This window comes from Shewanella abyssi (genome assembly GCF_023284025.1).
GTDB lineage: Bacteria > Pseudomonadota > Gammaproteobacteria > Enterobacterales > Shewanellaceae > Shewanella > Shewanella abyssi.
Genome location: NZ_JAKIKR010000030.1, coordinates 12,688 through 34,387 on the forward strand (window position 1 = coordinate 12,688; position 21,700 = coordinate 34,387).

Genomic DNA, 21,700 nt, shown 5'->3' on the forward strand with positions numbered 1-21,700 from the left:
CATAAAAAAACGCACTCAATTGAGTGCGTTTTTTTGTCTGCATCTTTTAATTAAGTGCTCTGCGCTAGGCTTCAGCTTAAAGTGACACCTGCTCTCGATGAGCCCAAACCATCGTCTCACCCCATAGTGGCAGCATCCACACGCCACTATCATCATCTTGATAAAGTTGCCTGATGACCATGCGCTCATTTTGCAGCACATTTTTGCGGATCTCCCGGTAGATGGTTGCAGACTCTTTTGATATCTGTTGTGGACTGGTGAACGAGCGCTCTTTTATATCAACAAGGAAAGTATTGACCGCTTTGCCATCGACCTGACTTTTAGTTAGCTTGAAGTCGCCGCTAAACTGATAGCGAATTGAGATATCTTTGAGCATATCATCGGTAATACATGCCGCTGCAACTAGCTTGCCTCGATTCAATGAATCGAAAATCAATGATAACCTGACATCTGCGCGCACGACATTCTTACTCTCGGAGTAATAGTACACGTCGGCACGAAATACATCTTCAATCAAACCTTTATCGGTAGGTTCAAATTCATCTAATAGAATATTATTGTAGGTCACCTGCTCCATTCTCAGCTTGGTATCCGCTAACCATTGAATGTCCAATGGCGCCGTCGGCGCATTAACAGATCGAACCAGGTTAAGCGGCTGCTTATCATTACAAACTCCATCGAACTCATTACACAAGGCGACTGATTCATAGCGGCCATTATCAAAAGTAAACAATTGTTTTTCGGTAGCGTTTTGGAAAACACCCTCATAATTAAACCAATTACCGACAACTCGTTCAGCGGAAATGGTCTCTTTGAGTTGATTATCTAACTGTACTGCATTAAGTAGCGAGGGGCTTTGTGCCAATGAAAAGTGCTTTTGGCTGATTGACGCCACATCTGGCTCAGTGAGTACAGAAAGCTGATTTACGATGACTTTAAGTCCACCCGAGAAGTGCAACCCTGCGACAAACATCACTACAGCAGCTATTCCTATAAAGTGATAGTTCATCAGTTTGGATACGGCTATCCCAACTGCAAATTTAGCGTTTTTTGGGCTTGCTGGAGTTGAACGCGACGTGCTGGCCTTATCTGATACTCGTTTTTCTAAACCGCTGACGGGGTCGACAATCGCAGGTGTTACATCCTCAGCATGTTCAATAATGCATAAGCTATAGCCGTAGCGAGGGATGTTTTTTAACTCAATACCTGTTTGGCCAGCGAGCTTTTTTCGTAAGCTGCTCATACACTGGGTCAACGATGAGGGTGCCACCACTCTGTCAGGCCAGCCTGCGTTATTAAGTGTCTCTTTGCTAACCACTTCCCCCACATGGTTGACTAAGCTTTTTAGTACTTCTAGCTCTGCTAATGATAATGCGCAGCGAGTCGAGTTCTTGATATCAACTAACTCTCTGGCATCTAAATCAATAATTAAAAATTCAGTAATATTCACAACCTAACCTCTACTACTTTTAGTAGGTCCCCAAACAACATTCTAAGCTATTTTGTTAATGCTAAACCGGACGCAATGCTGAGTTCTGATTAAACAATTGCTGCTTTGTTAATATTTGTGATCCCCGTAAAAAAAGACCCTAGCAAAATGCTAGGGCCAAAAAATATTGCAGGGATGAGAGCTTTATTTCAGGTTATGAGATTCCTTTAGGTTGTTTAGATCATGACATACAGCACATGACTCTTCGCCAGTGTACTGACCAAGTTCGACACCGAACTGAGCGCCATTTTGCTTCATGTGACTAACCACATCTTTGCGGACTTGACGGCGGTCTTCACCCTCTTCCGCGGCGCGCTTACCATGACAGCTCAAACATACAGCAGCGGTAGGCGATACAAAAGCATCTGCAACTGCATCGACGGCATAACGCTTGTTACCGCTAGTGTCTTTACCATTTGCAGGGTCTAGACCGTCATAGGTATCCATGTAATCAAGATCCAGTGCCAACGGCTTGCGGCCCACTAGGTATTTAGCGTCGTAGCTATCTTCGATATGACATTTAGTACAGTTAGCGAGATCTGCCGAGTACTCAACATTACGCTTCCAACCTTCACCACTTTGGTTAGCACGGTTGTTGGCATGCATTGCATGGATCCATACTTTCTGATCAGGGTGACTCATCGTCAGCTGTTCAATATAATCCTCATCACCTTGCTTGGTTTGCGAATTACGGATGACCTGAGTTGGCATGTTGCTGGCGTTATGACAAGCCACACACTCTTCACCGGCATTCGATGCAGTCGTCCAGTCACGCTCACCGCGTGGCATCAGATTCTTCATCATAACCATTGGGTCTAAAGAGCCATCACCATCGGAATCGACCGAGCCAGAGGCGCAGGTAGTAGCGAAGTAAGTGCTATCGTTCTTGACGACAGAGTGACAGCTACGACAGTTCAACGTCATCTGTACAAAACCATCATCTGAGGTAGTGGTACCATGACAGTCGCCACACAGCTCGTTGGTCACGATCTGACGACGTGGACGCTCTTCCAACATGCCTTGCTTATTGAAGAAGTGTTGCCAGTTATAACCTGCTGCACCGTTACTCCAATCAGTTTCGCCATCACAGTCCTGAATTGTTTCACCATCTTTGTCGACACAGAACCAGATACGCGGCGTGACCATGCCGTAGCCATCATTTAAATCACCATCGAAATCATCTTCAAGATCGAATGGACCGATTTCAAACGTCGTCTTACCATTTTCATAGTTAAGCACGATTGGCTTATCTACATAGCCTGGGAAGTTTTCTTTATTGGTATGAACGCGCAGTACCTTACCACGATCCATGCCCATATCCTGGCCGCCCCAGTTGATATAGAACTCGGCGTAATACATGTACTTAACCAGATCTAACTGCTCATTACGCGTGTTACCATTTTTGTCCAAAATATCGACTGTCAGCTGTACATAGCCAGTCTTATCCGTATCTAAGTTGGCATCGATGTTGGCTTGTGCTTCTGGAGCATCAACCATCTTAGCTTCAGTCACCGTTAGGTGAAGGTTTTCACGGCGCTCGTTCTGACCTTTATAGGTAGACAAATGCACCATCTCGAGGGTATCTGCCGTATGACAACTGGCACATTGTGCATTGTCCTGATACGGCCAGTGGCCAACGCCTTCTTTAAAGTTAACGTCTGTATGGCAGGTAATACACGTTTCCTGAGTCGGGACGTTCTTCCAGTTTGCAAAATCAGTGGCTTGCTCATTTTCAGCATGGCAGTTATCACAACCGCCCACAGGAGCTGGGATCACTCCGATGTGTACATCATGGGCTAGCATTGGAAATACTTTACTGATGTCACTGACTTTGTTGTCCGCATGGCAAGCAGCGCATGTTTCGACTTCAGTGTACTTACCGCCATGGATAGTGAAATCATCATGACAGCTAACGCAGTTTTGGTTGTTGACCACATTCTTAGTGTAGAGCGGCTCTAGACCTTCGCCTCTAAAGTCATAGTGCATATTCGCATAACTTAACTCAGTTGCGCCTACTGCCTCGCCACCGGTTCTTAGCACTAACCGTAATGTCTTTTCATCTGTGATAGTAAAAGCAGTTTCTGCTGTAACATCTTTTTCAAAGCTATAGGTATAAGTACCGTCTTTATTATCAAGCAAGCTACCACACTTAGAGTACTTGCTAGCAGGACATGCTTCAGAGCTAAGTAACTTCCAGTTATTAGCATCGCCTTGAGTGCCTTGTTCAAGCCCTGAGAGTATAAAGCCAAATTTTTCTAAGCCTACGACAGGAAGATCTTTTTCATTAGTTACTGTAAACGTAATATCAGACTGTGCCCCAACAACTATCTTATCTACCGCGACAGTTAATGCCTTGGCATCTCCTGCAACTGGTATGCCTGGTTGCCCAGGAGTTCCGGGTGTACCGGGTGTGCCATCTTTACCATTTTGTCCATCATCACCAGAACAACCCGTTAAGGCCAGTCCAATGACGGCTGCTAATGTAGCAACTTTTACATTGACTCTTTTCATCATCTGTTCCACTCACTTTTATTTAGCCCTCTTTTTTGGGGCAAATGAAATGTAACTAAATGATTGAAATTAAAGTGTGACAACCTCGGTTGCATTTACAGGCAAACCGATTAACGAGAAATACAGCACAAACAAAGCCAGAACGGATAACAAGAAGTAACACTAAGGATGCAGAACAGTTCTTTAGTGTTGAGCTTAAGTTAAATACCAAAGGAAAAGCGTGATTGTTAGCACTAACCTAGCTAACAAAAGTTAACAAAAGGCTGATTTATTACCAAGCATTAGGATTTCACTCTGGTTTGCCAACTCAAATCACTGCAACAGTTACAGCATTAACCCTATTAATCCCGATAAATGACCTACTTTGACGCAGCCTTTGTATGCACCAGCAGTGATAATCGCTCAACAATTATCTAAAGCTTGTCACTATTGTCATTAGTGATGTATGCATTAAGAAGAAGGTATCTGTTTATAAGGGAAATTAGCCCCTGCAGGGTAAGAGCTACCTAATGATAACTAGAGGGAAGTTTAAAGCCAAAGCATCGCTATAACGATGCACCTCAGCTTTATATGCATCACAATGCGCCAGCACCTCACCGAGGGCTGAGAGGGTTATCATGTACCGACAGCAGCGTACACATACACGAAGCTTATATTACCAAGCCATATAAAACTGTAAAATCCAGCCTTGAACTCTGTCACTTCTCTACATGCTGAATCCTGCATATTGAGGTCGTTGGGGTATAGACGTTCTGATTGAGGTGGCAATAGCGCTATTGAATATTGGTATTGGTATTGGTATTGGTATTGGTATTGGTATTACAGCCTAAAGTCATATTGGGCTTATTGAATTGCATAGAAAGAGGAATTTAGGAAAGCAAAAAGCCCGTCTATTAAGACGGGCTTTCTGTGTTTGGCTGGGATACCAGGATTTGAACCTGGGAATGCCGAGATCAAAACCCGGTGCCTTACCGCTTGGCGATATCCCAATTAACTCTTTGTAATTAACTTTAGTACTAAAATTCGATGGTACGGGAAGAGAGACTTGAACTCTCACACCTTACGGCACCAGAACCTAAATCTGGCGTGTCTACCAATTCCACCACTCCCGCATCGAATCTTACTGCAAGTTGCCTTGCTTCATCTTTATAGCCTGGGACAATAAAATTGTCTAGTCACTATTCCGACAAGGTCAATAAATCAACCTTTTTAAAAATGGCTGGGATACCAGGATTTGAACCTGGGAATGCCGAGATCAAAACCCGGTGCCTTACCGCTTGGCGATATCCCAATTAATCTTTGTTGCTAATAACAAGTAAAAACTCATTACTTTAAAATAAATGGTACGGGAAGAGAGACTTGAACTCTCACACCTTACGGCACCAGAACCTAAATCTGGCGTGTCTACCAATTCCACCACTCCCGCACTGCATCAATTTTTACATCTAGATTAAGATGGCACTTAGTCATAGCGTGTCTAATATCAACATCCACCACTCCCGCACTGCATCAGGTTTTACATCTAGATTAAGATGGCTCATATTTTACATCTTGAGAAAGATGGTAGCCATATTGCCGGGACTTACGTACCGTCATTGCTACAAACTCATATTTTACATCTTGAGAAAGATGGTAGCAATGGCGGGACTTGAACCTGCGACCCCAGCATTATGAGTGCTGTGCTCTAACCAGCTGAGCTACATTGCCAAAGATGGCTGGGATACCAGGATTTGAACCTGGGAATGCCGAGATCAAAACCCGGTGCCTTACCGCTTGGCGATATCCCAATTAATCTTTGTTACTAATAACCAGCCTAAGCTCATTACTTTTCAATAAATGGTACGGGAAGAGAGACTTGAACTCTCACACCTTACGGCACCAGAACCTAAATCTGGCGTGTCTACCAATTCCACCACTCCCGCACTGCATCAGTTTTACATCCTGATTATGATGGCACTTAGTCATGGCGTGTCTAATATCAACATCCACCACTCCCGCACTGCATCAATTTTTACATCTAGATTAAGATGCCTCATTTTACATCATGAGAAGATGGTGCCAATCATATTTCTGATTAAATTAATCAACTAATCGGCTATTCTCTATTTTACATCTAGAGAAGATGTTAGCCATATCGTCGGGACTTGCGTACCGAGATTGCTACGTCTCCTGCTTTACATCTAGAGAAGATGGTAGCAATGGCGGGACTTGAACCTGCGACCCCAGCATTATGAGTGCTGTGCTCTAACCAGCTGAGCTACATTGCCATCTATTTTTCGTCCCTCTCACTGAGGAACGGGGCGTATTATGCTTATTCAGCGTATTCAGGTCAACTGCTTTTTTTCGCTAATTTAAACTAAATTCACTGTTAGGCTATTACTTCGCCAAACTGGGTAACAGATGTGCAATATATTGCGGTTTGCGCTAATTAAGCTGTTAAAAAGAAGTTTATTTTCTTACTCAAGTCTCTATGAGTGCTCGCGAGATGTTCAAAATCCAACCGTTCGCCAAGCTTAGCACTAAAAGTGAATCATGTTTGCCAAGGTTCATTGATGCCAAAATACAAACGCGGCGCTTAAAGGGGACTTTAAGCGCCGCGTTTAACATTCTCTTATGGCAATAACTGCCGCAACGAGCTTATACGTTAAATAGGAAGTGCATTACATCGCCATCTTTAACGACATATGTTTTACCTTCAACACGTAATTTACCCGCTTCTTTAGCACCAGCTTCACCTTTATGGGTGATAAAGTCATCGTACGCCATCACTTGAGCACGAATAAAGCCACGCTCAAAGTCTGTATGGATAACACCTGCTGCTTGTGGAGCGCTTGCGCCAATTTTAACGGTCCATGCGCGTACTTCTTTAACACCAGCGGTAAAGTAAGTCTGTAGCGTCAGTAAATCATAACCGGCACGAATGACGCGATCAAGACCAGGTTCTTCCAGTCCTAAGTCAGCCATGAACTCTTCACGGTCTTCAGCGTCCATTTCTGCAAGTTCAGATTCAATCGCAGCGCATACAGCCACTACAACCGCATTCTCTTCAGCTGCAATTGCATGAACGGTGTCTAGATGTGGGTTATTTTCGAAACCATCTTCTGCAACGTTAGCAATGTACATCGTTGGCTTAAGCGTTAAGAAGTTCAAATAAGCCACTGCAGCGAACTCTTCTTTGGTTAAATCCATTGAACGCAGCATGTTGCCTTCGTCTAATACTGGGCGCATTTTTTCAAGCACAGCCACTTCAAACTTCGCCTCAGAATCGCCGCCTTTAGCGCGTTTGGCTTGGCGAGTGATGGCGCGTTCACATGAATCTAGATCGGCAAGTGCGAGTTCAGTATTGATGACCTCGATATCGCTTGCAGGGTCTACCTTGTTTGCCACATGCACAATGTTGTCATCTTCAAAACAACGCACAACATGGCCAATAGCGTCAGTTTCACGAATGTTAGCTAGAAACTTGTTTCCAAGACCTTCACCTTTTGATGCACCAGCAACTAAACCTGCAATATCTACAAATTCCATTGTTGTTGGCATAATACGCTCAGGCTTAACGATCTCAGCGAGTGCATCTAGTCTTGGATCCGGTACCGGAACGATGCCAGTGTTTGGCTCAATCGTACAGAACGGGAAGTTTGACGCTTCGATGCCTGCTTTAGTTAACGCGTTGAACAGTGTTGATTTACCAACATTTGGCAGGCCTACGATGCCACATTTGAAACCCATATTGTTACCTTTATATCAATGAATAACTTGGAGGTTTGCCCCAAGCATTTGTTTATGCTTTAAAAGAATGCAACCTGTGCATCGCCTTTGCCATATCTTCGTTAAATAAAATCTCAGTGGAGCGCACCGCTTCATCTATTGCGGCGTCCATCAACTCTTGATCCGTTGGTGATGCCTTACTCAACACATAGTTACTGACCTGACTTTTATCACCAGGGTGTCCAATACCAATGCGTAAGCGATAGAAGCCTTTATCATTTGCCAGTTTGGCAATGATATCTTTCAGGCCATTGTGGCCACCGTGCCCTCCGCCTAACTTAAACTTTGCCACCCCTGGTGGCATATCGAGCTCATCATGCGCTACTAATATCTCGTCTGGGGCGATGCGAAAAAAGTTCGCTAACGCGCCAACCGATTTACCACTTAAATTCATAAACGTTGCCGGGACCAATAAGCGGACGTCCTTGCCATGCAGCGTCACTCTTGCCGTCATGCCAAAGTACTTACTGTCTAACGTTAACGTTGCACCACAGACTCTCGCGAGTTCTTCAACGTACCAAGCACCTGCGTTATGGCGCGTTCGCTCGTACTGCGCGCCGGGATTTGCTAACCCAACAATAAGTTTAATGTTGCTCATAATACTCAGTCTGTGTTTGCTTACTTACGTTTTGCCGCCATTGGCCACAAAATTAAAAACGCGGCATTTTAGCACTCAAAGCGCGCGCCAACAAATTATACGCAAAATTGGCTATATCATGTCGTAAACGTTTGCTGAGAAAATCTGTTTATTGTCCGTATAAACAACAAAGCGAAAAGCTGTTGTGCAACTTTTCGCTTTCCTGTTACCGCTCGAGCTTAGCAGCGATTAAAAACCCATAGCGTACTTAAGCACCTGTTTTTTAATCGGACTATCGATATTCGCTAATTTCAGCACGCTATTTCTTAACAGCTTTAGCGGTAAAATATCGTTGCTAAAACTGGCATAAAATATATCCATCGCAGTCATCATCAACTGATTATCCCGATAACGACACTCTTGATACTCTTTTAATACCGCAGCACTCCACCAGCCAGTGTCGTACTGTAAATGCGACTCGATAGTAGTAATCAGCGCATCGACATCTTTAAAGCCAAGATTAACCCCCTGCCCCGCTAATGGATTAATCGTATGCGCTGCGTCTCCGAGGATAACCACGTTATTGCAGTAATAGCGCTCAGCATGACGACGGGTTAGCTTAAAGCTCGCTTTATTGACCACTTTAAAATCACGATCTAACCGCTCTGGAAAATGCTGATCAATCTGGTTTTTCAACGCTGTATTATTTAACTGTGACAATTGCGCGATGCGATTAGCATCATCGTACCAAACTAAAGAAGCATTATTGCCAGGAAGAGGTAGTAAAGAGCGCGGACCTTGAGGGGTAAATTGCTGCCAAGTTACGTCTTGCTCGGCGATCTTCGTTTCGATATTAATCAGCATTGCAGACTGGCTGTAATCCCAACCAGTAATACCTATCTTCGCCCACTGTCTAACATAGGAGTTGGCACCATCTGCACCAACCAATAAACGTGTAGAGAATGATTGACCGTCCTCAAGGATAATATCGATCACATCATTATTTAATCGCGCTAACTGACTAACTTTTATCGGACAAAATAGAGTGATGTTCTCCAACTGTGCCATCCGATGCCACAAAGATAACTGGATCAAACGGTTTTCGACTATATGACCCAGGTGCGAAGTATTAATTTGGTCGGCATGAAATCGGGTAATACACCCCTCGATCTCCCATGTTTCTAGTCCTTTATAAGCAACTTGACGCATGGTTCTCAGGTGCTCTAATGCCCCGAGGCGGGATAGAAGCGTTTCTGATGCGGCGCTAATCGCAGACACTCGCAGATCTAGCGGTTGTGAGCTTTCATAAGCTTTAGGCGAAAATGCTTCAACTACTGCAACGGTTAATCCTAACTGGGCTAAACCAATCGCCGTCGCGGCGCCAACCATGCCGCCGCCAACAACGACTGCGTCATACTTACTGTTTTTATTCTTCAGCTGTTCCACAGATTTCAGGCTCCTGAAAGATGACACCACCTATACCCATCTTACCTGAAGATGCAGGATTCAGTGGGATGGGGATATATGTAGGCAAGTTTACACTCAATTACAGTTCAATTTGTCCTTCGTACTGCAAAATTTGATCAAAGCAGTGCTTCTTCAGTAAGGAGCATGCAATTAGGCCAAATAAAATATGTCGTTTAATGTCTCAACCCACTCTAACGTATTTAAATGTGTCTGAGACGCCAATGATTAACAACTGGTTACATACCATACAAGCTAGCATTCAAACCATGCCATAGACTCAAATAGTCAAAAGAGTATATCCCTATGGAATAAGTGAGAATGCTATGAAAAAACTAACTATAGCAGCAGTGCTAATAACGCTATTAACCCCGTTAACTAGCCTTGCAGCCGCACCGCAGCAAGAGATGGAGCGTATGTCCGTGACTTATCGTACTCCACTTGATTATGCGATTTACCAATACACCACTAATTTGCTCAACAGTTTCAAGCTGGAATTACGTGCTGACATCCATATGCAAGCTCGGATGAACATTCAAAAAATGGCTCAAGAACATGGATTTACCGTTGCCGCTGTCAATACCGAACAACAAAAACCTATACCCGCACTGTTGACAAGGGCAATCACGTCCGCAGAATAATTTCACTCAACATAGGCTAAATGCTAGCCAGCAGCGCCTATAAGCGTTAAAATATTTCGCTATTTTTTCGGTGCCTCTAGAGTGATATAAACTGATGAGTAAAAAACTCCATATTAAAACTTGGGGCTGTCAAATGAATGAGTACGACTCATCAAAGATGGCCGATCTTCTCAACGAATATGAAGGCTATACCCTGACAGATGACGCAACTGAAGCTGACGTGCTTTTGCTAAACACCTGCTCTATTCGTGAGAAAGCACAAGAAAAAGTTTTTCATCAGCTAGGACGTTGGAAAACACTAAAAGACAAAAAACCAGGCCTTATTATTGGTGTGGGTGGTTGCGTCGCATCTCAAGAAGGTAAGGCAATTAAAGAGCGCGCTCAATGTGTGGATCTTATTTTTGGCCCACAGACACTGCATCGCCTACCAGAAATGATCGACCAGATTAAAGATGGCAAAAAAGTCGTCATTGATGTCAGTTTCCCTGAGATCGAAAAATTCGATCGTCTACCTGAACCCCGTGCTGATGGCCCTAGTGCCTATGTGTCAATCATGGAAGGTTGCAGTAAGTACTGCTCTTTCTGTGTAGTACCTTATACCCGTGGTGAAGAGGTCAGTCGTCCATTAGACGATATTATCCTTGAGATAGCCCAACTGGCTGCACAAGGTGTGCGTGAAGTGAATCTACTAGGGCAAAACGTCAACGCCTATCGCGGTGCAACCCATGACGATGAGATCTGTACCTTTGCTGAACTGCTTCGCTATGTTGCTGCGATTGATGGTATTGACCGTTTACGTTTTACCACTAGCCATCCAATTGAGTTCAGCCAAGACATTATCGATGTTTACCAAGATACCCCAGAGCTTGTAAGCTTCCTACATCTACCGGTTCAATCTGGCTCAGATTTGATTCTAACGCAGATGAAGCGTGGCCATATGGCTATTGAATATAAGTCTATTATTCGCCGTTTACGTAAAGCACGCCCTGACATTCAGATTAGTTCTGATTTCATTATTGGCTTCCCTGGTGAGTCTAAGCAAGATTTTGCTGACACAATGAAGCTCATTGAAGACATTCAGTTTGATCACAGTTTTAGCTTTATCTATAGCGCACGCCCAGGCACACCCGCAGCCGATCTCCCTGATAATGTATCACTGGAAGAGAAAAAAGAGCGCTTAGCGATATTACAAGATAGAATCACTCAACAAGCCATGCGCTATAGCCGCCATATGGTAGGCACAGTGCAGCGTATTTTGGTTGAGGGCCCATCGGTTAAGAACCCAATGGAACTGCGTGGCCGTACTGAAAACAGTCGCGTGGTCAACTTTGAAGGTAAGCCTGAGCATATTGGCGGCTTTGTTGACGTTGAAATTGTGGATGTATACACCAACTCGTTGCGCGGTGTTTTTGTCCGTGCTGAAGATGAAATGGATCTACGCCGCGATCTGCGTCCATCTGATATTGTGGCGAAATACAAGCAAGATGACGCCATAGGTGTCAGCCAATTTATCCCGTCTTAATTGACTGAATAATCAAGGGTAAATAAGCTAACAAAGCGGCATCTTAGATGGCGCTTTTTTCGTCCCTATAATCAATAAAAAAACCATTCGCATTTATTGATTATCGCTCGTAAACTAGAGTGATCACGCTTGATAACATTCTTGGATCTGGAGTTACTTTTTGTCTAATAAGTTAACGACGCTCAACCTGTATTTGGAGCCAGCAGAAACACGCAGACTAGCCTCACTTTGCGGTCCTTTTGATGACAATATTAAGCAATTGGAACGCCGTATTGGTGTTGAGATCAGCTACCGCAACAATCATTTCCAGATAGTCGGTGTGGCTAAAAATTGTTTAACTGCCAATAATTTATTAAGAGATTTGTACATTGAAACCCAGCCTCTAAAAGGTAGCACGCCGGATCTAGAACCAGAAACTGTCCACATTGCCATTCAAGAAGCTGTTGCTTTTGATATGGAAGCACCTCGCGATGAGAAAGAGCTTTATATCAAAACTAAGCGCGGTGTCATTAAGCCACGCAATCCAAATCAAAGTGATTATGTGCGTAATATTGTCTCCCATGATATTACCTTCGGCATTGGTCCTGCGGGCACGGGTAAAACATACTTAGCCGTTGCAGCCGCCGTTGATGCGCTAGAGCGTCAAGACGTTCGTCGTATTCTGTTAACCCGTCCAGCGGTTGAAGCAGGTGAGAAATTGGGGTTTTTACCTGGCGACTTGAGTCAAAAAGTCGACCCCTATTTACGACCACTTTATGATGCGCTATTTGAGATGATGGGCTTTGAAAAAGTCGAACGCCTAATAGAACGCAATGTCATTGAAGTTGCACCACTGGCCTATATGCGCGGACGTACCTTAAACGATGCCTTTATCATTCTTGATGAAAGCCAAAACACCACCATTGAACAGATGAAGATGTTTTTAACCCGCATAGGATTTAACTCCCGTGCGGTTATCACCGGTGACATCACTCAAACCGATCTGCCTAAGCATCAAAAGTCTGGGCTACGTCATGCAATTGAAGTATTAGGTGAAGTTGGCGAAATTAGTTTTAATTTCTTCCAAGCCAAAGATGTCGTTCGTCACCCTATTGTGGGGAGAATTGTTGAAGCTTATGAAGAGTTTGAGCTAAAGAGCCAGACAATTAAAGGCCATAAAGATAGCCAATATCAGCTACAGGGAGCAAAAAATCATGACTAACGCTCAAACTAGTGTTGATCTCGACCTGCAGATTGCAGTTGATACAGTAAAACTTCCTTCGGCACAAGAGCTGGAACTTTGGGTAAAAACAGCACTCAGAGAGAGTATGGACCACGCCGAATTGACGATACGAATTGTCGATTCGGCAGAAAGCCAGATGCTAAATAATACCTACCGCGGTAAAGACAAGCCCACCAATGTGCTCTCTTTCCCGTTTGAGGCACCACCAGGCATAGAACTACCACTATTGGGCGATTTAGTTGTCTGTGCAGCAGTGGTAGAGCAAGAAGCAATTGATCAACAAAAAACCCTTACCGCACATTGGGCGCACATGGTTGTACATGGTTGCCTCCATCTGCTAGGGTATGATCATATAGACGATATGGAGGCTGAAGAGATGGAGTCATTAGAGACCCAACTACTTGAAAGCCTTGGTTATAACAATCCTTATGAGGAGCAATAATTGACTCAAAAGAGTCGATAGAAAACTATGAGTGACGATATCCCCCCGAGTAGCAACGCCCAAAAGAAGGGCTGGTTGGAAAAAGTAAGTCAGTTATTCCAGGGCGAACCCCAAAATCGCGAAGACTTGGTTGATGTAATTCACGGTGCAGAACTGCGTGAAGTGATCAGCGAAGACACCCGTGAAATGATTAAAGGTGTATTGGAAGTCTCCGATCTTCGAGTGCGGGACATCATGATCCCACGCGCACAAATCGTCGCACTTCAAATTAACGATACGGTAGAAGAACTTCTCTCTACTGTTATCAGCTCAGCACACTCCCGCTTTCCTGTAGTCAATGAAGATAAAGATCATATCGAGGGTATTTTACTCGCAAAAGATCTGCTTCAGTATGGCTTTAAGAACAATGAAAAGCCTTTCGAACTAGGGCAAGTTATCCGCCCAGCAGTTGTCGTTCCAGAAAGTAAACGAGTCGACGTCTTGTTAAAGGAATTTCGTTCTCAACGTTATCATATGGCGATAGTTGTCGATGAATACGGTGGAGTGTCAGGCCTAGTGACAATTGAAGATATTCTTGAAGAGATTGTTGGCGATATTGAAGATGAGTTTGATCATGACTCTGCAGAAGAGACTGAGATCAAACAAATCGCCAAGCAAGTCTACATGGTCAAAGCATTAACGCCAATAGATGACTTTAATGACGCGTTTAACACTCGATTCAGTGATGAAGAGTTTGATACCGTTGGTGGTTTAGTTTCTCATGCTTTTGGTCACCTGCCTGAACGTGATGAAAAAGTTATGATTAAAGGTATTGAATTCAAAGTCGTCAACGCCGATACCCGTAGACTGATTCAATTACGCGTAAAATTCCCCGATAAAGCTGCCACCGAGAGCATTGCTTAGCAATCCGCTCCTTTAACAGCACCCAATGATGAGGCTGTATGCTGAGTAAATTACGGGCATCTGCCCATCATTCCTTTCTAAGATTGGTGCTAGCCTTTGCGGCTGGCGCCGTGACATCTCTTGCTTTTGCCCCCTACTCTTATTGGCCGCTGTATTTAATTGCGATGGCATTTGCCCTGCATCAAAGTGCAGGCTTAACCGCCAAGCAAGGATTACACTACTGGCTAAGTTTCGGTTTTGGTTGTTTTTCCGTAGGGATCAGTTGGGTACATGTCAGTATCGACACTTATGGCGGTGTGCCGCTTATCGCATCATTAGGCCTGATGGCGCTATTGGCACTTTATTTAGCACTCTATCCGGCGATTACCGGCTATTTATTGCAAAAACTAACCCCACAAACCAGTATCAGCCGTAACTTAATGCTGTTCCCTGCGCTTTGGACATTAACGGAATGGGCGAGAGGCTGGGTGTTAACTGGCTTTCCATGGCTGTGGGCCGGTTACAGTCAAACACAAGGGCCGCTAAAACCCATAGCCTCGATGACGGGAGCCTTAAGCTTAAGCTTTCTTGTCGCCTTAATTGCTGGTTCTCTGGCGCTGGCAATGGCTAAACGCTGGCGCAGTATGCTTATTATTGTCCCTACTGCGGCAATACTGACTTTGGTAGCCCCCTACACCTCCACTATTGAGTCTAAAGGCGAAAGTCTCAGTGTTGCACTTGTGCAAGGTAATATTGCTCAGAGTATGAAGTGGCAGCCTGATGCATTGTGGCCAACCATGCTCAAGTATATGGATCTGACGAGGTCAGAGTTTTCGGCAGATCTCATCATCTGGCCAGAAGCGGCAATCCCAGCGCCGGAGCATATGGTCAAAGATTTTCTTTATAATGCCAATCAAGCCGCTACCTTAAATAACAGTGCCATCATCACCGGGATAATTAGCCAACGAGGCAGCCGTTATTACAATTCGCTCATTGTGTTAGGCAATTATGACGCTACAGAGCAAGTTAAAGCTGATTACTACGGTGAAGAATATAACGAATATAAAAAGCATCACTTATTACCCATCGGCGAGTTTGTGCCGCTTGAGGCTCTGTTACGCCCTATAGCACCACTGTTTAATTTGCCAATGTCATCTTTTAATCGTGGCGATTTTAAACAAGATAATTTAAATGCTGTTGGACAGCAGATCGCTCCAGCTATCTGCTATGAAATTGCTTTTCCAGAGCAGTTAAGAGCCAACATCAATGAAACCACTGACTTACTGTTAACGGTTTCAAATGATGCTTGGTTTGGCAGTTCAAATGGGCCTCTGCAACATATGGAAATAGCGCAAATGCGCTCGGTTGAGCTTGGCCGACCTTTACTGCGGGCAACCAATAATGGCTTGACCGCCATCGTCAATGAGAAAGGGGATATTACCCACCAGCTACCGCAATTCGAAGCGGGAGTGTTAACGGCTGATATTCCACTGGTTAAAGGTCATACACTCTTCACGCTAGTAGGCCAGTGGCCCGTTTTATTCGTCTGTACTTTGTTACTTATATTCGCTGCTATCAGGCGCTATTTATCCTTATAACGCCAATATATAATCGCGACATTCATTATGATCAAGCACATTTACCCGAGCATTAGGCACCAGCACATGAATACTGTCTGGTAATGTCTCGATAACAGCGGCGGATAATAGATTCCATTGATTTCATCGCCGGATGTTGATACCAAGCGCGATGATAGACAAAACCATATTCATATTCAACGGGTTGTCCATCTAGCGTGAGTGGTCTCCAGGTCAAATTCATCGCGTTACCTCGATTGAATATGTCAGCACTAACCACCATATAATCTAGCTCTTCAACACAACGAAGCGCTGCACGCATTGATGAGAGGGATATATCGACATGAATATCGATCCCCATCTCACGACAGCGTGCCTCGTCCTGCACATCGACATTGGCTCCGGTGTTTAATGCTGCAAACTTACACCCTTTTAATTTAACTACATCGATACTCTCTAACGCTGCTAGAGAACTAGCACGGTTCAAATACACCCCCATAGTCACAGAGCCCAGTCGTCGCTGGACATAATTGCTATCAATATTGAAAGGAAAGCGATTGATGCCAATACCGAACTTGCTCGAATTTAGATCGGGAAAGCTATCCGCTGGCCAAGGGTAACTGACGAGCTTGAGATGACTATCTTGCTGCCGAAGCCCCTGAACCAGCCCCACCACTAAATGCTCATCTAAGTATGAGGGGCAATAAAGATGGATATTCCCCTCCATATCTGCCAGCAATTCAGTCTGAGCCAAGCCTAAACAACGCTCAACCTCCATTAATGGCTGCTCCACTCTCTTTATCAATAGCTTGGTAAAGGATGTTGGCTCATAAACGCCATTACTCAGCACAAACATCTCATTACCAAAATGTTCTCGAAGTTGTGATAACCCTCTGCTCAAAGTGGAACGACTCACATCAAGCCTTCGGATAATAGCACTTGGGCTGCGGTATGCAGCGATGACTCTTAAGTAACGCAGTAAGTTTAAATCGAATTGTTTCACTGAAAATGACTTATCGTTGTTGTGAGTGATTATGGCTGAAAAACTTACCCCATAAAACCATTAAGAAATATGACTAAGATCAACCTTTTGTGCGTTGCTAAACTGTTGAGTTAGTTTGCATTTATATAGTACGCGATCTCCCAATTAAGACTTTTTGTCCCACTTTTAAAGTAAAGCATTCACCCGCTAACCACTGTGAGTCCTTTTAGCTGTTCTCATTTCGAACACAGAGGTTTCTAGGCAAAACCGAATCAATACTCGTTAAGCTATTTTCATTCATTTTTGAGTGTCAATACCATCAAATTTGACTGATAACTTGATGAATACTCTTCCCTATAAACCAAACTGCCATCTGGCCGCCAATTCCACTCTGTCGATATAGGCAGCAATATCACCAAGGATGTCTCATGAAACTAAAAGGCTTTGCCGGTAAGATTTTGCACATCGATCTTACGACCCTCAGCACCCACATCATCGATACCGAGCAGTACCAACGCTGGGGCGGTGGCCATGGCCTCGGTGCCGCGCTGTTCTGGGATCTGTGTAAAGAGATTGAATCTATAACCGACGGCCGCGATGCTCGCAACGTCGTCACCATCGCGGCATCGCCATTTTCCGGTACCAATGTACCGTCCGCGGGTGGCCGCTGTGAAGTCACCGGTATGGGTTGCGGCAGTGAAAAAAACTGGTTCGTACGCTCCAACTTTGGTGGCCACTTCAGTGCCATGCTAAAGCACGCTGGTTGGGATGCGGTCACAATCTCGGGTAAGGCGCCCCACCCTGTCTATCTGGACATTCGCAACGACAAAGTGATGATCCGTGCTGCTAACGAATTATGGGGCATGGACACTTACGATACCCAGCAGCGGATCCAAGAAGATGTCGCCAGTGTCGAAGCCACCGCCGGTTGGAGTGCGATGAGCGATGGCAATGACATTGGCCGTACCACCCAAAAAGCCGCGGTACTGACCATTGGCGCCGCCGGTGAAAACCAATCCACTCTGGCCAGCCTGCTCCATGGCGCCGGTAATGCCGCTGGCCAAGGTGGCTTCGGCGCCGTCTTTGGCTCAAAGAACCTAAAAGCGATCAGTGTTATCGGTACCGGAGCGGTAGAAATTGCCGACCCTGCTGCCTTGGTTAAGGCGCGCTTTATTACCCGCGAAAAATTTGCCCACGACGCTGATAACCATACCGCCAAAGAGATTGGCACCAACGCTGCCGCCTCTTTTATGCCCGGTGCAGAATTGGGCTTCAACACCCAAGGCGCTCCGGCACGCTCCAATGCCTTCGCCCGCCTTAGCAAGGATCACCGCGTAACCGCCTGTCACGGCTGCATTAACGGCTGTAAGCAACGCCTAGATGGCTACGGTAATGAAACCACCTGTCAGACCACCTTCTGGTACTTGGCCCCGGCCCTATTGGCGGCACGAGGCCCCGCGGCGATGAAGATGACCCTGTTCGATGACACCAGTGATGTCACCGAAACCCAAATGTACGCCGGAGAGCTGACTCAGCGCCTCGGCATCAACTCCTACCCTATCGGCGAAGCCGTGTTGTGGTTGGGCATTCTGGCCCAGTACGGTGTCGTCGGCCCAGGTAAGCCGATTGATTCAAATCTTCCATGGGACAAGTTTGGCACTAAAGAATTTGTCACCGCCTTCTGTGAAGCCATCGCCTATCGCACCGACATCGGTGAAGCCTTGGCCGAAGGCATAGTGCCCGCGGTTAAATTCTTTGGCCGCGAGCAAGACCTTAAAGATGGTAAGCTACTGCATTTCCCCTACTGGGATATGCCGGAGCACGGTTATGACCCACGCGCCGAATTGACCTGGGGCTATGGCACCATCATGGACAGCCGCGACATCAACGATCATATGTTCAATGTCATCTATTGGCAGACCAACTACGAAGCCGCCGCCGATATCCCCCATACCCTCGACGCCAAAACCACGGCAGCCATCTTCGCCGAAAAAATGATCCCCTATGCCCACAATATGCCAGAGGCGTTGGATTTCAGTGAAAAGAACATGTACTCCGAGAGCGTGGCGCGAGCGGTACAGTGGCAGCTACACTACAACCGTTTCTACAAAAACTCATTGTTGATGTGTGACTTCCGCTGGCCAGATTGCGTCAACTTCAATAACAAAGACGCCCGTGGCGCCACTGCCGATCCCGAGGTGGGCGAGCAGGCCTACTGGAATGCGGTGACCGGTGAGAACATCAGCTTCGCGGACGGCATTCGTCGCGGCCGCGAGATTTTCAACCTCGATAACGCCATTTGGGCGCTGCAGGGTCGCCACCGCGACATGGCCGTATTCCAAGATTACATCTACGACAGCAAGTTTAAGAAGTCAAAGTTCGGTGCCTACCTGTGGCCCACCACCGATGACGAGGGAGAGTGGGATTACCGTGACTTAGTCGGTCGCCAACTGGATCGTGACGGCGTAGAGCGTTGGAAGGATCATTATTACCGCCTTGAGGGCTGGGATCTGAACAACGGCTGGCCAACCCGTTCATTATTGAACGAACTGGACATGAACCATGTCGCCGACCGCTTAGAGCAAGCCGGAAAGTTAGGCCAAGAGTCATAACGCCTCATTAATAACTAAAGCCGAATATAATTAAAGCCCATTGATTGTGTGTATCGCTCTATACGCAATCAATGGGTTTTTTTATGCATCGCGCCCAACATTGTGACCCAGGTCTCACCTGGCCACATTGCCACCCTTGCTAGATCTCACTTTTGACCGTGCTGACCCTCCTCTCTGTTGAAAGACACCCGTCTCCACCACCGCCCACATGGGTAATATTGTCCATTGTGCCATTTTGCTTCGGTCTAAAAGTCATTTAGGCAGCGTTTTGGGTGTAGCGCACGTTATTGGCTGAAAACGTCTAATAGTTCAAGTTTATTCCCCATTTTGCGACCAGCAAACTTGACCGTTAGCTGCATCAAAAATGACGATTCAACTCGGCAATACTGCGCTCACCGGGCCTTCAGGCCTTATCACTCGTTGTTTTAGCCCATGTTGGAGCATGTATGAACGCACGAACCTATAATCTCTTCGGCTGGTTACTCGGCGCAGGCCTCGCCCTGTTGCTGTGCACCATCGCCGTCGTTTCATCTCAGTACAGCGGCGATAGTAGCCGTGACATCGTATTGTATTTCGATGAGTTGGCTTACTTCCCACTGATCGTTTTGGCCATCGCCTTTGTGGTTGCCTCAAAGCTGCGTCGCAGTGGTGATCGCATTGAAGGTGAGCAAGTGTTGCGCCACGACGGCATAGCTCGCATCACCCACTGGACTACCGCCTTTGGCTGCCTATTGTTGATGGCAACAGGCGTCGCCCTAGGCTTCCTGTTCGTGCCTCGTATGGTAACCGACGCCAGTGCCACCGCAGTATTGTTTAACCTGCACTTCGTCGGCGCACTGTTCTTCCTATTTGGTAGCTGCCTATGGGCCGCCAACCAAATCGTTGACCGCAAGCGGATGCAAACTCACCTTCCTGACGAGTCTCTAGTACAAGAGATCAAAAAGTCGGTACTGCATTACACCCACATGGCTGGCCTAACCAAGAAGCACATCGAAGCGCCTAAATACCACCACTCTGGTCGTTTAGCCGGCCTAATCATCATCGCCACCTCGCTGGTTATCATCTTGTCTGGCTTTGCCAAATTGGCGGTTCGCGGCATCGATGTCTCGCCAACTATCGCGACCATCATCAACCTGAGCCATGACGGTGCCACTCTGGTGATGCTGATGCTGATCCCGGTACACGCCTTCCTAGGCGGCGTTGCTCCTTGGGCTTGGAATACCCTAAAAGGGATGTTCACTGGCTACGTTAGCCGTGATTACGCCAAGCAACACCACACCCTATGGTTCAAAGAGCTTGAAGCGAAACAGCGTCAGGAGAAGAAATAATGACTACCTCTAATCACGACACCGATACCGGACGCCGTCATTTCCTGACCGCCATGGGTGCCGCCGGCATGATGATCGGTATAAGCGGCAACGCTTATATCCTTAAAGACGACAAGATGTACATCAAGACCGCCGGCGGTGCATTGGCGGTGGATCTGAAGAAATGCATGGGCTGCGGCACCTGTATGACCACCTGTTCGTTGGTCCATCATGGCAAGAGTTCAATGTCGCTATCGCGCATTCAAATCCAACAGGATTCCTTCGCGCCCTTCCCCGACGACATTCAGATGGCCACTTGTCATCAATGTGAAGATGCGCCTTGTGTTAAAGCCTGTCCAGTCAATGCCAACAAGGCCAACGATGAATACGGCTTTATTCGTGATATCGACCCCGAGAAATGCATCGGCTGTATGCAGTGCATCGAAGCCTGCCCTTACACTCCGAAACGGGTGCAATGGAACCCTGAGACGCGCTGTGCGCAGAAGTGTGACCTGTGTGTACACACCCCATTTATGAACGAAGACGGCGGCCCTGAAGGCGTTCGTGCCTGTGAGCGTGTCTGTCCGGTTGCGGCGATTAAATTTGTTACCGAACTGCCAGACGCTGGTGCCTCCGACGCCGATTACGTCGTTAACCTTAGAAACGATAGCTGGGCATTGTCCGGTAAGACTATCGAGGATTAA

Annotated in this window: 15 protein-coding genes and 8 tRNA genes; 9 read left to right on the top strand and 14 right to left on the bottom strand. The window is 46.0% G+C overall.

Going from position 1 to position 21,700, the window contains the following annotated elements; translation table 11 throughout:
- Positions 1-76: 76 nt before the first annotated feature.
- From L2755_RS13500 to L2755_RS13560, 13 genes are all read right to left on the bottom strand, one after another.
- A complete protein-coding gene (locus tag L2755_RS13500) occupies positions 77-1,450 on the bottom strand; it encodes a winged helix-turn-helix domain-containing protein (RefSeq protein WP_248981218.1) in 1,374 nt (457 codons plus the stop codon).
- A 183-nt stretch (positions 1,451-1,633) separates the two neighbouring features.
- Complete coding sequence (locus tag L2755_RS13505) at positions 1,634-4,000, bottom strand: multiheme c-type cytochrome (protein ID WP_248981219.1); 2,367 nt, start codon at positions 3,998-4,000, stop codon at positions 1,634-1,636.
- Between the two features lie 914 nt (positions 4,001-4,914).
- Positions 4,915-4,989 (bottom strand) — tRNA-Gln (locus L2755_RS13510).
- Positions 4,990-5,027: 38 nt separating this feature from the next.
- Positions 5,028-5,112, bottom strand: a tRNA-Leu gene (locus tag L2755_RS13515).
- A gap of 104 nt (positions 5,113-5,216) precedes the next feature.
- Positions 5,217-5,291: transfer RNA gene (locus tag L2755_RS13520), tRNA-Gln, on the bottom strand.
- Between the two features lie 50 nt (positions 5,292-5,341).
- Positions 5,342-5,426 (bottom strand) — tRNA-Leu (locus tag L2755_RS13525).
- A gap of 204 nt (positions 5,427-5,630) precedes the next feature.
- A tRNA-Met gene (locus L2755_RS13530) sits at positions 5,631-5,707 on the bottom strand.
- A gap of 5 nt (positions 5,708-5,712) precedes the next feature.
- Positions 5,713-5,787, bottom strand: a tRNA-Gln gene (locus L2755_RS13535).
- A 50-nt stretch (positions 5,788-5,837) separates the two neighbouring features.
- Positions 5,838-5,922, bottom strand: a tRNA-Leu gene (locus tag L2755_RS13540).
- A 268-nt stretch (positions 5,923-6,190) separates the two neighbouring features.
- Positions 6,191-6,267 (bottom strand) — tRNA-Met (locus L2755_RS13545).
- 370 nt (positions 6,268-6,637) lie between these two features.
- A complete protein-coding gene (ychF, locus tag L2755_RS13550) occupies positions 6,638-7,729 on the bottom strand; it encodes a redox-regulated ATPase YchF (RefSeq protein WP_248981220.1) in 1,092 nt (363 codons plus the stop codon).
- 52 nt (positions 7,730-7,781) lie between these two features.
- Positions 7,782-8,366, bottom strand: a complete 585-nt coding sequence (gene pth, locus L2755_RS13555; RefSeq protein WP_248981221.1) for an aminoacyl-tRNA hydrolase — start codon at positions 8,364-8,366, stop codon at positions 7,782-7,784.
- Between the two features lie 228 nt (positions 8,367-8,594).
- Complete coding sequence (locus L2755_RS13560) at positions 8,595-9,734, bottom strand: FAD-dependent monooxygenase (RefSeq protein WP_248981252.1); 1,140 nt, start codon at positions 9,732-9,734, stop codon at positions 8,595-8,597.
- Between the two features lie 401 nt (positions 9,735-10,135).
- Between L2755_RS13560 and L2755_RS13565 the strand changes: the two genes are divergently transcribed.
- The 6 genes from L2755_RS13565 (at position 10,136) to lnt (ending at position 16,116) form a co-directional block, all read left to right on the top strand.
- A complete protein-coding gene (locus L2755_RS13565) occupies positions 10,136-10,450 on the top strand; it encodes a hypothetical protein (RefSeq protein ID WP_248981222.1) in 315 nt (104 codons plus the stop codon).
- A gap of 94 nt (positions 10,451-10,544) precedes the next feature.
- Entirely contained in the window at positions 10,545-11,972 is a 1,428-nt protein-coding gene (gene miaB / locus L2755_RS13570; protein WP_248981223.1) for a tRNA (N6-isopentenyl adenosine(37)-C2)-methylthiotransferase MiaB, read from the top strand.
- 160 nt (positions 11,973-12,132) lie between these two features.
- A complete protein-coding gene (locus tag L2755_RS13575) occupies positions 12,133-13,173 on the top strand; it encodes a PhoH family protein (protein WP_248981224.1) in 1,041 nt (346 codons plus the stop codon).
- Complete coding sequence (gene ybeY, locus L2755_RS13580; protein ID WP_248981225.1) at positions 13,166-13,636, top strand: rRNA maturation RNase YbeY; 471 nt, start codon at positions 13,166-13,168, stop codon at positions 13,634-13,636. Before L2755_RS13575 ends, ybeY begins: the two co-directional genes overlap by 8 nt.
- A 27-nt stretch (positions 13,637-13,663) precedes the next feature.
- Positions 13,664-14,539, top strand: a complete 876-nt coding sequence (gene corC / locus L2755_RS13585; protein WP_248981226.1) for a CNNM family magnesium/cobalt transport protein CorC — start codon at positions 13,664-13,666, stop codon at positions 14,537-14,539.
- Between the two features lie 38 nt (positions 14,540-14,577).
- Complete coding sequence (gene lnt / locus L2755_RS13590) at positions 14,578-16,116, top strand: apolipoprotein N-acyltransferase (RefSeq protein ID WP_248981227.1); 1,539 nt, start codon at positions 14,578-14,580, stop codon at positions 16,114-16,116.
- A 52-nt stretch (positions 16,117-16,168) separates the two neighbouring features.
- Here lnt and L2755_RS13595 read toward each other — a convergent pair whose 3' ends face one another.
- Entirely contained in the window at positions 16,169-17,098 is a 930-nt protein-coding gene (locus tag L2755_RS13595) for a LysR substrate-binding domain-containing protein (RefSeq protein ID WP_248981228.1), read from the bottom strand.
- Between the two features lie 407 nt (positions 17,099-17,505).
- Here L2755_RS13595 and L2755_RS13600 point away from each other — a divergent pair, with 407 nt between their 5' ends.
- From L2755_RS13600 to L2755_RS13610, 3 genes are all read left to right on the top strand, one after another.
- Positions 17,506-19,689, top strand: a complete 2,184-nt coding sequence (locus tag L2755_RS13600) for an aldehyde ferredoxin oxidoreductase N-terminal domain-containing protein (protein WP_248981229.1) — start codon at positions 17,506-17,508, stop codon at positions 19,687-19,689.
- Positions 19,690-20,135: 446 nt separating this feature from the next.
- On the top strand, positions 20,136-21,017 hold the full coding sequence (locus L2755_RS13605; RefSeq protein ID WP_248981230.1) for a cytochrome b/b6 domain-containing protein: 882 nt from the start codon (positions 20,136-20,138) through the stop codon (positions 21,015-21,017).
- On the top strand, positions 21,017-21,700 hold the full coding sequence (locus tag L2755_RS13610) for a 4Fe-4S dicluster domain-containing protein (protein ID WP_248981231.1): 684 nt from the start codon (positions 21,017-21,019) through the stop codon (positions 21,698-21,700). Before L2755_RS13605 ends, L2755_RS13610 begins: the two co-directional genes overlap by 1 nt.